14 protein-coding genes are annotated in these 13,656 nt (G+C 42.6%); 5 read left to right on the plus strand and 9 right to left on the minus strand.

Going from position 1 to position 13,656, the window contains the following annotated elements:
* The first annotated feature begins 71 nt into the window (after nt 1–71).
* The 5 genes from GTQ43_RS13765 to GTQ43_RS13785 all read left to right on the plus strand — a co-directional run bounded on the left by GTQ43_RS13765 (nt 72) and on the right by GTQ43_RS13785 (nt 7,255).
* Complete coding sequence (locus tag GTQ43_RS13765; RefSeq protein ID WP_265273161.1) at nt 72–2,849, plus strand: glycoside hydrolase family 10 protein; 2,778 nt, start codon at nt 72–74, stop codon at nt 2,847–2,849.
* A 324-nt stretch (nt 2,850–3,173) separates the two neighbouring features.
* Nucleotides 3,174–3,566, plus strand: a complete 393-nt coding sequence (locus GTQ43_RS13770) for a PAS domain-containing protein (RefSeq protein WP_265273163.1) — start codon at nt 3,174–3,176, stop codon at nt 3,564–3,566.
* Between the two features lie 214 nt (nt 3,567–3,780).
* Nucleotides 3,781–4,992: an EAL domain-containing response regulator gene (locus GTQ43_RS13775; protein WP_265273164.1), complete on the plus strand. Its 1,212-nt coding sequence runs from the start codon at nt 3,781–3,783 to the stop codon at nt 4,990–4,992.
* 247 nt (nt 4,993–5,239) lie between these two features.
* Nucleotides 5,240–6,592 carry a PQQ-dependent sugar dehydrogenase gene (locus tag GTQ43_RS13780; RefSeq protein ID WP_265273761.1) on the plus strand — a complete coding sequence of 451 codons (1,353 nt, stop codon included), beginning with the start codon at nt 5,240–5,242 and terminating at the stop codon, nt 6,590–6,592.
* Between the two features lie 258 nt (nt 6,593–6,850).
* Nucleotides 6,851–7,255 carry a phosphomannose isomerase type II C-terminal cupin domain gene (locus GTQ43_RS13785; protein WP_265273165.1) on the plus strand — a complete coding sequence of 135 codons (405 nt, stop codon included), beginning with the start codon at nt 6,851–6,853 and terminating at the stop codon, nt 7,253–7,255.
* Nucleotides 7,256–7,355: 100 nt separating this feature from the next.
* Here the strand turns inward: GTQ43_RS13785 and GTQ43_RS13790 are convergent, their stop codons facing one another.
* The 9 genes from GTQ43_RS13790 to GTQ43_RS13830 form a co-directional block, all read right to left on the minus strand.
* A complete protein-coding gene (locus tag GTQ43_RS13790; protein WP_265273166.1) occupies nt 7,356–8,114 on the minus strand; it encodes a HEAT repeat domain-containing protein in 759 nt (252 codons plus the stop codon).
* Nucleotides 8,115–8,285: 171 nt separating this feature from the next.
* The gene (locus GTQ43_RS13795; protein WP_265273762.1) at nt 8,286–8,837 is read right to left on the minus strand and encodes a GNAT family N-acetyltransferase; all 552 of its coding nucleotides are present in this window, start codon (nt 8,835–8,837) and stop codon (nt 8,286–8,288) included.
* 45 nt (nt 8,838–8,882) lie between these two features.
* Nucleotides 8,883–9,074: a hypothetical protein gene (locus GTQ43_RS13800; protein ID WP_265273167.1), complete on the minus strand. Its 192-nt coding sequence runs from the start codon at nt 9,072–9,074 to the stop codon at nt 8,883–8,885.
* Between the two features lie 217 nt (nt 9,075–9,291).
* Nucleotides 9,292–9,693 carry an ABC transporter permease gene (locus GTQ43_RS13805; RefSeq protein WP_265273168.1) on the minus strand — a complete coding sequence of 134 codons (402 nt, stop codon included), beginning with the start codon at nt 9,691–9,693 and terminating at the stop codon, nt 9,292–9,294.
* The gene (locus GTQ43_RS13810; RefSeq protein WP_265273169.1) at nt 9,678–10,979 is read right to left on the minus strand and encodes an AmpG family muropeptide MFS transporter; all 1,302 of its coding nucleotides are present in this window, start codon (nt 10,977–10,979) and stop codon (nt 9,678–9,680) included. Before GTQ43_RS13810 ends, GTQ43_RS13805 begins: the two co-directional genes overlap by 16 nt.
* A gap of 144 nt (nt 10,980–11,123) precedes the next feature.
* Nucleotides 11,124–12,581 carry a DNA phosphorothioation-associated putative methyltransferase gene (locus GTQ43_RS13815; RefSeq protein WP_265273170.1) on the minus strand — a complete coding sequence of 486 codons (1,458 nt, stop codon included), beginning with the start codon at nt 12,579–12,581 and terminating at the stop codon, nt 11,124–11,126.
* A 50-nt stretch (nt 12,582–12,631) separates the two neighbouring features.
* Nucleotides 12,632–13,018, minus strand: a complete 387-nt coding sequence (dndE, locus tag GTQ43_RS13820; RefSeq protein WP_265273171.1) for a DNA sulfur modification protein DndE — start codon at nt 13,016–13,018, stop codon at nt 12,632–12,634.
* Between the two features lie 162 nt (nt 13,019–13,180).
* Nucleotides 13,181–13,399 carry a type II toxin-antitoxin system PemK/MazF family toxin gene (locus GTQ43_RS13825; RefSeq protein ID WP_265273173.1) on the minus strand — a complete coding sequence of 73 codons (219 nt, stop codon included), beginning with the start codon at nt 13,397–13,399 and terminating at the stop codon, nt 13,181–13,183.
* Nucleotides 13,393–13,656: a hypothetical protein gene (locus GTQ43_RS13830; protein WP_265273174.1), complete on the minus strand. Its 264-nt coding sequence runs from the start codon at nt 13,654–13,656 to the stop codon at nt 13,393–13,395. Before GTQ43_RS13830 ends, GTQ43_RS13825 begins: the two co-directional genes overlap by 7 nt.

Consider the following 13,656-nt stretch of genomic DNA (forward strand, 5'->3'; position numbering starts at 1 on the left):
GGTAATTTATTGTTATGCTAGATGATAAATAAGAAGTAATGCCTAATAGTTAATGCACTGAGGAGTCAGTAGTGAAGAATCTGGAAGAATATCATCAAAAGGCTAACTTACAAGTAAAGAAAGCCGGATTCTTCATTTTAAGTTTTAATTTTTTAATTTTAAATATTTTGAGTATTTTGCCAGTAACGGCGGCGACTGACGAACCTGTATTGAGTGTAGTGCATAGTCAAGAAAATGCGAATCAATGGACAGGGATAACTGACCGCTTACAGGCAATAGGGGTGAAATATTGTGTAATTCCCCTAGCTGATGTTAAGAGTGGGGCAGATTGGGGCGATCGCCGGGTATTATTTTTGCCAAATGTTGAGACATTAACGCCAATCCAAGCGATCGCTCTCGAAGAGTGGATGAGTAATGGAGGGCGCTTGATTGCCAGTGGCCCTATAGGTAGTTCGTCATCATCAGGAGTACGGCAATTATTGCGATCGCTCTTGGGAGGTTATTGGGGATTCAGCCTCAGTGACACAGAACAGATCAAACCCACAAAAACTAATAGCTCCGAATGGGCAAATCAAACTGAACTCTTTGGTAAAGTACGCGGCGGCGTTGTGATTCCTAATGATATGGGCGCTCAATCTCCTGCTGTTTGGAATTCCAAAGACAATCCCGCCGCAGTATTGACAACTGAGCGTTCCACCTTTTTGGGCTGGCGTTGGGGAACAGATGCAGCCTCAACAGCAAAGTTAGATAATGCCTGGTTAAAAGCTACTCTCAATCACTATTTGACAGCGCCACCACCATCGAGTCGCATGAAAAAAATAGCAGGAGGCTCCCCAAGCTGCTCTACAACGGTAGCAGCTGCCCCAGGGAACCAAGGGGGCAGTTCATCCCCCTCATCCCCCTCATCCCTTCCTCCTAAAACTGCCATTGCTCCCATACCTCTAGTCAAACCCCCAGTCAAACCCGCAAATTCTGAGGCTATAGACCAGTTAGAACAAGCAGTGCGTCTAGATGTGACACCGAACTCCAATGAGCCGATTGACAACAATCAAGCGATCGCTCTCCAGCAAGAGCTAGAAAATCTCATTGGTCGGGTGGAAAGCGCTCATTTAGCAGTGTCAGCCGATGCCGCTAACGAAGGAGTTAGGATATCTGAGGAAAAACAGTCCTCTAGGCATCTAGATACCCACACTCCCCAACCTGTCAAGGCGCAGCCACCGCAATTATTGGCCTCAACTAAATTGGGTGGGCTAGTCATCAATAAAGACCAAGCCTTAGCACAAGTAAGGGTAATTGCCAAAAATTTACCCCAATTAATTGCCCAAAAAAATTACGCTCTGGCTCGTCAGCAGTGGCTGGTAGCGAAGACGATTTTGTGGCAGCAATTTCCTGTCGATCAAAGACTGGCTCAACCAGAAATTCGGGCAGTTTGGTTAGATCGAGGCACAATTGTTCGTGCTGGTAGCAAGGCAGGACTAGCCCAGATATTTGATCGCCTAGCCCAAACTGGGATTAACACGATCTTCTTTGAAACTGTTAATGCCGGCTACACCATTTATCCTAGCCAAGTTGCAAAAGAGCAAAACCCATTAATTCGTGGATGGAACCCACTAGAAGATGCAGTGAAATTAGCCCATGAGCGCGACATGGAATTACACGCTTGGGTTTGGACTTTTGCAGCTGGTAATCAACGGCACAATAAGATTCTCAACCTTAATCCTGATTATCCAGGGCCAGTGCTGGCGGCTCATCCCGATTGGGCAAACTACGATAATCTGGGCAATATGATTCCCGTTGGTCAAACCAAGCCATTCTTTGACCCAGCTAATCCCGAAGTGCGGCAGTACTTACTCAAGTTGTACGAGGAAATCGTTACTCGCTATGACGTGGATGGTCTACAGCTAGACTATATTCGCTACCCTTTTCAAGACCCATCAGCAGGTCGAATCTATGGCTATGGCAAAGCTGCAAGAGCGCAGTTTCAGCAACTTACTGGTGTAGATCCGATAAATATTTCTCCCAGCCAAACAGAACTGTGGCAAAAGTGGACGACATTTCGCACCGAGCAAGTTGATAGCTTTGTTGCCCAAGTATCGCAGCAGTTGCGACAAAAACGACCTAATTTAATTTTGTCAGTTGCAGTATTTCCTTTGCCAGAACAAGAGCGGATTCAGAAAATTCAACAAAACTGGGAAACTTGGGCAAGGCGGGGAGATGTGGATTTAATCGTTCCCATGACTTATGCTCTGGATACTTCGCGCTTCCAACGACTAGCCCAACCCTGGATCGCCTCTAAACAACTGGGAGCTACATTGTTAGTACCGGGAATTCGCTTACTTTCTTTGCCAACAATCGGGGCATTCGATCAACTCCAACTGGTGAGGGACTTGCCAGTGAGTGGTTACGCACTCTTTGCTGCCGAGAATTTTAACAACGACCTAGAAAAACTCTTTATTAGCACCCAAGGTAGAGTTCAATCTACAAAAAGTGAACCGATTCCTCACCGCCAACCTTTTCAAACTGCCGCCATCCGTTACACTGCCCTACAACGGGAATGGAAGTTTGTTTTCCAAAATAACCCACTAGAAAGACCTCTCCAAACAATATCAGATTTTAACAACCAGGCAGAAGTTTTACGCAGTGCTTTAAATCAGCTTGCCGCTTCGCCTTCTGCTAGTAAGTTACTAGTGGCTAAAGCATCTCTAACTCGGTTTCAATCGCAATTTCGGGTATTGATGAGCCAAGAAATTAAGTCCAATTCCTATCAAGTTAAAGTTTGGGAAAATCGACTTGTAACTATAGAAAGGCTATTGCGTTACGGCGAGCGGCGGGTGCAGTTGCATCCCTAAATGAAGAAGTTGGGGAGCAGGAGAAGAATTAATAAATTGCTTTATAATTCTTAACACAAGTTTGATTTAGCGTCAAAATAGTGTCCGAAGGACTTATGCTTCACTCCGCTTTGCTCCATTCGCAATGACAAATGTATATTTAGGGTTTGCATTACTACTTAAGAGGTGTTTCTAATTCACATTAAGCGTAATTTGTTGATTTTGCTAATCCTGAAAGTATTTGTCAAATAGTAGTACAAAAATAGAGAAAGCAAGAAGGAACGCTATTAGTTCCTTTGAGGTGGCATATCAGATTCTTGTTGAGAGCTAATTATCCAAGTCCAAATGGTTACTAGCACGCGCTATAGTACTGACAGACAGGAAAAATTGGCTCGCCTCATTGGAGTTTCTGTGGATAGTACCTCCCATGTAGCAGAAGTAGTATTGCGTGAGAGTGAAAGACGATTTCACGCTATTTTCAATAGCACTTTCCAGTTGTTCGGATTGCTGATAACAGAAGGAATTGTGCTAGTAGTGAACCAAACAGCGCTCAATTTTTACGGACTACAACCACAAGATGTAGTTGGGTGTTCATATTGGGAAATATGGTGGACTCTACTTAAAAGCATTCAACATCTGCAATATTTACTCTCCTCTAGCCCAGCAGTAATTTACACCTGCAAGAATTTGGGATATTTTCATAGTGCATTTATTAGCAAAAATATTGTCGCTAAGTAAGTGGGTGTGAAAATTTATAACTATGTCATTGCGAACGGAGCATTCGCGGTAGCGTCTCAGATAGCGAAGTGAAGCATAAGTCCTTCGGACACGCTTCGCGATCGCAAGAGTTTAGGCAATTTTATATTTCGTTACATAGTTAGGTTTATTTGAGCCAACCTACTTATCACTGTCATTTTGTCATTAAATAATAAAATATAAATTGAGGTAAATTATGCCCAAAATTTTAATCATAGAAGACGAAGAAGCAGTCCGTGAAAACATTTTAGATTTGCTAGAGGCTGAGGATTTTGAAACTATTGCTGCGGCGAATGGCAGAATCGGCATACATTTAGCTATCTGCGAAGTTCCCGATTTAATTCTCTGTGATATGATGATGCCAGAAATTGATGGTTATGGTGTACTAACAGCGTTACGCCAAGATCCATCAACGGCAACAATTCCCTTCATTTTTCTCACCGCCAAATCTACCAAATCTGATTTCCGTCAAGGTATGGATATGGGTGCTGATGACTATATAACTAAGCCATTCACTCGGGTTGAGTTATTAAGTGCTATCATGAACAGGCTAGAAAAATATGCTACCTTAAAAAGGTATTTATCTCCTCAGACTGCAATTAATAAATTGTCTCCAAAAACGCAGTTGTTAGAAATTAGCTTACACCGGACTATTAAACAACATAATTTTCAAGAGTTTGAAATTTATTATCAACCAATAGTTGATATTGCTTCTGGAAAAATAGTAGCTGCTGAAAGCTTATTGCGCTGGCAGAGTCCAGAGTTGGGGATGATTTATCCAACAGAATTTGTTCCGTTAGCAGAATCTACAGGTTTAATTGTTCCTATTGGCAAATGGGTATTAAAAAGTGTATGTAAACAAATCAAAAGCTGGCGTGATGCTGGGATTTATTCATTAATTGTTGCTGTAAACCTGTCGGTAATTGAATTTAATCAACCAGATTTTATTCATAAAATAGTTAACTTTATAGCTATTAATGGTTTAGAACCAGACGACTTAGAACTAGAACTAACTGAAAGCATGATTATGCAAGATGTAAATAGTGCGATCGCAACTATGAGTAAATTGCAATCCTTGGGTATAAAAATTGCGATCGATGATTTTGGCACGGGCTACTCTTCTTTAATTTATCTGAAAAATCTACCAATTAATACATTAAAAATTGATCGTTACTTTATCCATAATGTTGCTCACGATCCACAAAAATCAGCTATTACCAAAGCATTAATTCAAATGGCTCACAATCTCAATTTAGATGTAATTGCTGAAGGTGTAGAGACGGAAGCAGAACTGGCTTTTTTGCGCCAACATAACTGTAATTCTATGCAAGGTTTTCTATTTAGTCGTCCATTGCCAGTAGCAGAATTTGAAAATTTTTTATTAACAAATAAATGTTTATATGTATGAAGATTGGGCATTGGGAGAGTAAATTAGTAAATTATTTTCCTATAGCAGTTCCCATACAAATGTGGTAAAACATCATCTCGTAAGGTGTAGGGGCAATTCATGAATTGCCCAGGTATAACTCACATAAATGAGAACCGCTATAGTACCTTAATAGAGTCACTAAGTAAGAAAAATCGAACTTTAGACTGGCGACAATTATTAATTTTCAAGTCTAAATTAAGAAAATTGTCTCATGGTGTATACCGTCATGAAAGTCTTTGCGCGTTTCTTGCTAGCAGTTTTTTTACTGACTTTGGTAGCAGCCTGTAACCAGACTCGCGCTTCCTCAGATAATCCCACACCACAAATATCTGTACCTTCTGCCGAACTGCCACAGAATCCTAGACAGCCAAAAAATCTAAAAAATATTGTCCGAACTGAAGCACTTTCACCTACACCCATTCGGATCAATCTAAAAAATTTACCAGCACCTTTCGCAACAAAAAGTGCCTCCAAACGGCCTGAAGTTGTTCCAATTCCGCAAAATCCTTTGCTGCGCGTACCGCCAGGTTTTACAGTTAATATCTTTGCCGAAGGTTTAGATGCCCCACGCTGGTTAGCTTTAACTCCCAGTGGTGATGTGCTAGTTACTGAAACCGCACAAAATCGCATTCGTCTATTACGTGACAGCAACAGTGACGGTATAGCCGACGTTCGAGAAACCTTTGCAAGTGCGGATAACGGACTCAATAGACCCTTCGGTATGGCTTTTGCAAATAATTCCTTTTTTCTAGGGAATACAGATGCTGTGGTACGTTTTCCATATACCCAAGGTCAAAACAAGATTACAGGTAAGGGGGAAAAAATAGCCGATTTACCTGCTCAAGGTTATAACAACCATTGGACGCGGAATGTCGTTGTGTCGCCCGATCGCAGTAAATTATATGTTTCAGTTGGTTCAGGAAGCAATGTAGATGAAGAATCCCCACCACGGGCTTCGATACAGGTGATGAATTTAGATGGTTCCCAGCAGCAAACTTTTGCATCCGGTTTGCGTAACCCTGTTGGTTTAGCCTTTCATCCTATAACTAAGGAACTTTATGCCACCGTCAACGAACGCGATGGAATTGGTGATGATTTGGTTCCAGACTATTTAACACGGGTTAAGCAGGGAGCCTTCTACGGCTGGCCTTATGCTTATCTGACACCAAATAACCTCGATCCTCGTCAAAAAACCGATGGCAAAAGTAAACGCCCTGATTTAGCAGCCCGTACCCAAACGCCAGATGTGCTGTTCCAAGCGCACTCAGCTGCATTGGGTTTACAGTTTTATAATGGCAAGACATTTCCAAAAAAATACCGGAATGGTGCTTTTGCTGCTTTTCGTGGTTCTTGGAATCGCGATCGCGGCACTGGTTATAAAATTGTATTTGTTCCCTTCGATGCTAAAGGGCGATCGCTTGGCTACTACGAAGACTTTCTCACAGGCTTTTTGCTAAATCCCTCTGTACCAACCACTTGGGGACGACCGGTTAGTTTACTCGTGTTGCCAGATGGTAGCTTACTACTAACAGAAGAAGCTAATAATCGGATTTATCGGATTCAGTATACGGGGGGATGATTGAAAGAGGCAGGGGAGGCAGGGGGCAGGGGCAGGGGGCAGGGGGCAGGGGGCAGGGGAGGCAGGGGGAGATGAAGAAATAAATGTGTTCAGGGTTTTTATGGTAATAAAATTTAAAATTTACTAAAAATTTTCTTTACCTCCCTTGCTCAAGAACTGCTCACTGTTAGAGCATTGCTCCCTTTCCCTACCCAGGTTTATCCTGTTTACGGTAAATTACAGGAAAATACTAATACTTATCTGGTTGAGAAATTAATTATGACTCCCAATGAAAATAATACTCAGTCAAATATCAACGAATTGTCTCCACATTCAGGTACACGATACTGGGGTGAGGTGGAGGTGATCGAAGAGGGAGATACTTATAGAATTAGCCGTGTTGAAATCAAGCCCAGGCACGGAATTAAACCACAAATCCATTATCACCGCAATGAGCATTGGGTTGTAGTCTCAGGTGTAGCCAAGGTGACTTGTGGTGATGCGGAAATATTACTGAATCGAAACGAATCAACTTATGTCCCCGCTGCAACTCTACATAAAGTAGAAAATCCTGGACATATCCCGCTAGTGATTTTGGAAATTCAAAATGGTGAATATTTGGGTGAGGATGATACTGAGCGCCCTTATGACTTAAATTTGGTCAAAGGTGTAGCTGAAGGTTAGTAAGGGCTGGGGGAGCAGGGAGCAGGGAGCAGGGAGAAGAATTTTCCCCTCCGCCCCCCGCGCCCTGCCCCTCTGCCTCTTTTCAATGCCCAATATTTAATCAAAACCACCCTTCTTGTTCCAGGGTTTCAATCAACTGTAAGCCACGAGGATCGCCCACTCCTAAGAGTGAGGCTTTAGCGTCTTCTCTGACTCCTAAATCTTGGTCTTCGGCAAAGGCTTGAATTAGAGCATCGATCGCTGTGGCGTAAACTACATTAGAAGGTAGTTCGCGACACAGTTGACCAATTGCCCAAGCGCTGTTGCTCCGCACTGCTGCCACGGGATCTTTAACTAAGGCTTCAATTAATGGTGGTATTGCCCCTATAACTGCTTCATAACCCACTTCTGCCATCTGTGCTAAGGCGCTAGCAGCCCACAAACGCACTGCGGAAATGTCAGTTCTTAAGGCATCTGCTAGAGGCGGTAAAGAACGGCGATCGCGACAGTTTCCTAAAGCCCAAACAATGCCTTTACGCACGTAACCATTCCAATCACTGTTGAGTTGAGCAATTAATGGAGTCACTGCTTCGGAACTGGGATTGCGTCCAAGGGCGTAAGATGCGCTTACCCGGACTAAGGGACAGATATCAGTTAAAAGGCGAATCAGATGTGGGATAGCACGCCCATCTTCTATATCACAAAAAGCACGCGCTGCTAACATTCTTTGCTGCGGCTGGGGATTTTCCAGAAGGGCTAGCATCAATTCAGGATCGGGCTTCACCACAACTGAATCGGCAGTTAGCGGCTCTATTTTATCTAGGGGGCTTTCTAGCTCCTCCTCAATATCGAGTAGGCTTAGATCGTCTTCGTCATACATAATTTCATTTCAATCTCGAAAAGGGATTAATTAATACATAATCCCCGTGCCAATAAGTTAAAACTTTATAAATTGCGTAATTATACACTTTCCTTTCCCCTCGTTGAATTTTATCCAAACGAGAACCGTTATATACTCAAACACTAAAGTATGTTACGGCTATTCTCTAGTTTATTTTTCTGCACTCAGGAATTTTACCATCCACAGGGATTGGGTTTGATAACCTAACTGATTGTAAAGATTTAATGCGGGTTTGTTTGATTGAAACACTTGTAATCCAATCTGGCGATCGCCTCTTTGAATAGCCCAATCTTCCACATATCGCATCAAGGCTGTACCAATCCCTCGCCGCCGATGTTCTGGAACAACGTAGAGGATAAAGATGTGAGCATGGCGGTTCCCATGTACTTGATCTATGGCATTGCCCACCCAAAGGCAAGCGATGGGGAATTGGGAATTGGGAATTGGGAATTGGGCATTGGGAATTGAGTTATTAATTCTGCTTCCTACCCCCTGCCCCCTGCTCCCTGCTCCCTGCTCCCTGCTCCCTGCTCCCTGCTCCCCCTCTTCTTCTACCCACCACAAAGGCGTATCGCTAGAAAAGTATTGCTTAACTGTTTGCTCTAGGTGGGAAAAATCCTCATTGGGAAAGAGATCCTGATAAGTTCGGTGCATGAATTTAAGCAGGAGCGATCGCTCCAATGTGGAACCACGGCGAATCATATACCCCGGTAGTAGTTGCTCAGACACTTAAAAATATTTATTGAGTTAGCTAGCTGAGTTTTGTACTGCTGGTGGCAAATTAGCAGGAGTGGTTTGAGAATTTAGCCCTACCTCTTCAATTGGTGCGGGTGCTGCCATATCAGAGGGTAAAAAGATGCGGGCGCTGACTGCGACTAAGGCAAAGACAAATACCAAAACTACAAGCAGTGGGGCGATGTATTGACGAAAAATAGCCATATTTTAATTGCAAAGAGAGCTAAGAACTTTTATGAGAACTTAGCTGAAGATTTGTGAAGTATTTTTTATTTTAGCAATTTTCTGTGCAAGGGAATTGGCAATTGGGCATTGGGAATTGGGAATTGGGGAAGAAACTTGTTAAATAATTCTCCCTTGTCTCCCTCATCTCCCCTGCCCCTACCCCGTCATCTCCACAATCCCTACTTCCGCAATATTACTAGCTGCGCTCCAAGTCATCAAGTACTCTTTCGCAATACCAATTTTCCGGCATCCCAGGATAAGTTTCCTTTGCCTGTTCAATTAACCGTTCGGCTGCGGCAGTGTCACCGGATAACTTAGCGATTAGCCTGTTTTTGAGATAGCTATCAGAGACATCATCATCTACCTGGTTTGATATCCCTTGATTTATAGTTGATGGTCGGGACTGATTTCTTCGCAACTGCCAAAATAAAACGTAATAAAGTGTACCAAAAATTAAAATTAGGCTTAGTGTTCCGAAGAAAGTTAGGAGGTTAAATGCTAGAAATCCTAGAACTAACTGCGAGAGAACATAGCCAAGTAATAAACCAGTCAGTAAGAGAATAAATGTGCCGACAGCAATAACTACTTGATTCCCCATATATCCTCTTCTTCGTCGTCAAGTCCTGGTCTGGATAATACTACCACTGGCTTTGGATTCCAAGGGGCAAAAAATGGCAATAATAATAATCCTGGCAAAGCTGCTATTGCTGTCAGTAGAAAGAATGTAGACCAACCCGTAGCTTGTGCCCATGTACCTGCTGGAGCTGTGACAATATCTCTACTAAAAGCTTGTAAACTGGAAAGTAAGGCGTACTGTGTAGCTGAAAAGCTTTGGTTACAAAGACTCATCAAAAATGCTACAAAAGCAGCAGTTTCTAGACCAGCACAGAATTGTTCTATATTAACGGCTGCTAACATTAGATAGAAGTTTTTACCTATTACTGCTAACGCAAAAAAAGCCAAGTTGCCGACAGCTTGGAGTATAGCAAATATCCAGAGTGAGCGATTAACACCAATTTTGGTCATTATTGCTCCTGCTGCCAAGGTACCAACAATGGTGGCAAAAATTCCCAGCGCCCCAGGAAATGCTATGTCGGTTTGAGTGAAATGTAAACCTTTATCTAACAAAAATGGTGTGGATACATTCTTTAGTAAAGAATCTCCCAACTTGTAGATCACAATGAATAGCAGGATTAAAAGCCCTTGTAGCCAGCCATGACGCTGGAAAAATTCAATGAAGGGTAATTTGACAGCGGCGGATAAAGTCTGAGGCGGGCGATCGCGTAGGACTGGTTCTGGTGCAAAAATAGAACTTACCAAGCCTACGAGCATCAACAGCGACATCAACAAGTAAACAGTTTGCCAAGGCATCCTATCTGCTAAAAATAGGGTGATGTAACCGGTTACTAGAATAGCAATGCGATAACCTAATAAGTAGATAGATGCCCCAGCGCCTCTTTCTTCTGCTTGCACTACATCAGTGCGGTAAGCATCAACTAAAATATCTTGACTGGCGCTAAAAAAAGCAACGGCCACAGCAGCAATTATTAAAGGTTGTAGCCCTTGGGATGGGTGTTGTAGAGCCATTGTAGCTATACTTAATAGTAATGCTACTTGTGTAATTACCAGCCAACCTCTACGTCGCCCCAAAAAAGGCGGTACAAATCTATCTAGTAAAGGCGACCAGAGAAATTTTAAAGAATATGGTAGCTTAACTAAACTAAAAGCGGCGATCGCTGCCAAGCCAATCCCTTCTTTGGTCAACCAGGCTTGTAATGTCTGACTGGTTAAATATAACGGCAACCCTGATGAGAAGCCAAGAAATAACAAAGCTCCCATCTTCTGGCTGCCAAAAATTCGTAGCAGCGATTTATTTACTTGCACAATATTGAAGATTCCTTGTTATCTAAGTTGAATTGCAGTTATCTTGCCATATCTGCTGTCTAATTTCGTATAAGCACACAAATCTGCTAACATTTTCTTTATTTAAGATACATATCAACGCTGCTCTAACAGTGTGATTATTCCTTAATTTTCCTTAATTGAATAAACTTGATGCCCCCTGATTTCTACCCCGTGGGTAGCAAGGCATTTTGCCCAACCTTCACGAGTGCCGATGTCGCTTTTGTCCTTGAGCAATCCTAATTCCTGTTCTTGTTGGGTAAGTTGAGCAAATTCTTCGTAGCGTGGGTAGTCGCTGGTAACAAATGTTTCTTTACGGTGCAAAATCGGCGGATTAGCTCTAGTTTCATAGTCTCGGTGAGTTATGAAGAGGGTTTTTAAATCAATACCTATACTGGCTTTTAACGCCGGATGCGGATCGGTGTCGAAATCAGGGTAAAACAGATAGGATATTTGCGGCTTATCAGTATGATATTTGATCAATGTGGCTCCATCTACACGCCCAATGGTGCGGCTGGCGCAACCTTCACAAATTCGCAGCAAGGGATCGAGTGCTGCTAATGCCGAAACATGGACGTAAATAGCACCGCGTGTATGTTTACCTATTTTGCTTTTTTCACACGCAGTTTGAATCACCCCAGATTTGCCTAAGCTGAAAAGCTTTTGGTCGGCTACAAGGCACGCTTCCTCATAGCTGCTGAAAAAAGCTTTGATATCGTGACGCATTTCTGGGGCTAGCTTTTGCCATGCGGGACGTTTATCAAAGTGAGTCAGAGCGAGATAAACTTGGATGTCGAGAGAACGACGATAAGCGATCGCATCCCATTCTGCTTCATCAGTAGCTTGTAAAATGACACCAAAGGCGCGGCGAAAGTTACCAAATTCGCTCAGTAATTCTTGTTCATTTTCCAATTCACCTTTCACAGGCAGTCTACCGCGCTTGGTAAAGAAAGCCATGAGTGGTTGCAGCTGTTCTTGATAGTCTTCAAACCGCTTAGTGGGGATGCGGACTCGCGGTGTAGAGGTGGTAGAAAAGAAGCGGATAGCTTTGTAGCTTTCTTTTTCAGTCTCATCTCGAAAAACAAAATATACGCCTAGTGCGATCGGTACTGCATCGACATTTAAGACTTGATCAATATAGGTTTTGAGTTCTTCTTGTTCATAATATTTCTGAAAAGTATTGCGGCGTGTCACAATGCCATCATTGTAAGCAAGTTGGGTTTTGCTGGGAGCGTTAATTAATATTTGAGCCGCGACAATTAAAACTTTCCCGGTGAGTTCCCAGGCTTGGCAAAGGCTTTGACGGCGTTCCTCTGGATCTTCAATAACGTTGAGGATATAGCCCAAGTTGACCACATCGGCGGCGGTGCGTGGTACATCAGGATAGTAGTAAGGGTCCCAGCCTGAACTGGTGTAACCTAAGTTTGCTACTCGCTGGACATCACCACCATAGCCGCAACCGTAATCAAAAAAGGTGGTGTCTGGATTCAGGATTGCCCATTCTATTGCCAATTTTACAGGGCGGGATAGGTCAGTGCGAACGATCGCAGCTCGATGACGCTCAATTTCTAGCGCTTCAGGCATAATATTAGTTTCAGTTAACAGTGAACAGTTAACAGTCAACTAATATCCTTTCAATTTTTAACCGCCAGTTCAATTAAATCTTCAATTTTCTTGATATTTGGATCGCCAGCTAAGTAGCCTATACCGCGATGTAAATGTAAGCGGAATTGGGTGGCAAGGGTTTCTTTATCGGTGGGATGGCCGTCATTGTGACAGCGTTGTTTGAGGGCGAGGAGGAGTATATCAGACATTTCGCCACCAAAGACGCGCCAACTCATTTCGACGTTGCTATCCTGGGGAATTGGGACGGGTGAGGGTGCGGTTGCTTCTGCGAGGGAACGACAAAACGCCCAACGACAAAGGATATTCCATTGGTCGATTTTTGTGCTGCGCTTAAGTTTGGTAAGTTGATCTTTGGCTGTTTGGGAAAGTTTTATTCTTTCGATTGGTGATTCCATAATGTTCCTAAAAATTAAAGTAGTTTTCGGTCATAAACCCAAACAGTAGCGAACCGCAGTTTCAATTTCAAGCATCTTGGAGTCAGAAATCTTGCCAGATGGATCAGCAGGAAAGCGATTTGGATCTAAAGAACGAATTTGAAAACATAAAAACACTGTTTCTTATCCCAATCCACTACCACTTGGAGATACTCTTATATTGGTTGGATAATCGTGCTTAATATTTGTTCCTTTCGTACCTACAACTACAGTTACAACCAAAGGTAATTGATTGATAGCGTCTATAGATAGCACTACAACTGGTCGTTTTCCTGCTTGTTCTCGCCCCTGTACTGGATTAAGATTGATAAAATAAATTTGTCCTCTCTCGATACTCACCACTTTTTTAAACCCTTCTGTAAACCATCCATTTCTGTAACAACAAATTCATTATTGATAGAGGCAATTTCTGTCTGTATATCTAAATCACTAGCCATTGCAGCTAGTTGTTTATTCATATATTTAACATCAGTTAATTGATCTGATATTTGCTTTTTTTCTTGCACTTGTCTTGTCATAAGTTCTAAGAGCCATTCTAGTTCTTCTAATGACAAAGCACGTAGTTCACGCTCTATTTTTAGTAAATGTGGTGAGTTCAT

This window comes from Nostoc sp. KVJ3, from assembly GCF_026127265.1.
GTDB lineage: Bacteria > Cyanobacteriota > Cyanobacteriia > Cyanobacteriales > Nostocaceae > Nostoc.

Bases quoted from the DNA above. Each gene is read 5' to 3' on its own strand.
- GTQ43_RS13770 (WP_265273163.1), top strand. From the start codon at position 3,174: ATGGTTACTAGCACGCGCTATAGTACTGACAGACAGGAAAAATTGGCT.
- GTQ43_RS13775 (WP_265273164.1), top strand. From the start codon at position 3,781: ATGCCCAAAATTTTAATCATAGAAGACGAAGAAGCAGTCCGTGAAAAC.
- GTQ43_RS13780 (WP_265273761.1), top strand. From the start codon at position 5,240: ATGAAAGTCTTTGCGCGTTTCTTGCTAGCAGTTTTTTTACTGACTTTG.
- GTQ43_RS13785 (WP_265273165.1), top strand. From the start codon at position 6,851: ATGACTCCCAATGAAAATAATACTCAGTCAAATATCAACGAATTGTCT.
- GTQ43_RS13790 (WP_265273166.1), bottom strand. From the start codon at position 8,114: ATGTATGACGAAGACGATCTAAGCCTACTCGATATTGAGGAGGAGCTA.
- GTQ43_RS13795 (WP_265273762.1), bottom strand. From the start codon at position 8,837: ATGATTCGCCGTGGTTCCACATTGGAGCGATCGCTCCTGCTTAAATTC.
- GTQ43_RS13800 (WP_265273167.1), bottom strand. From the start codon at position 9,074: ATGGCTATTTTTCGTCAATACATCGCCCCACTGCTTGTAGTTTTGGTA.
- GTQ43_RS13805 (WP_265273168.1), bottom strand. From the start codon at position 9,693: ATGGGGAATCAAGTAGTTATTGCTGTCGGCACATTTATTCTCTTACTG.
- GTQ43_RS13815 (WP_265273170.1), bottom strand. From the start codon at position 12,581: ATGCCTGAAGCGCTAGAAATTGAGCGTCATCGAGCTGCGATCGTTCGC.
- dndE (WP_265273171.1), bottom strand. From the start codon at position 13,018: ATGGAATCACCAATCGAAAGAATAAAACTTTCCCAAACAGCCAAAGAT.
- GTQ43_RS13830 (WP_265273174.1), bottom strand. From the start codon at position 13,656: ATGAACTCACCACATTTACTAAAAATAGAGCGTGAACTACGTGCTTTG.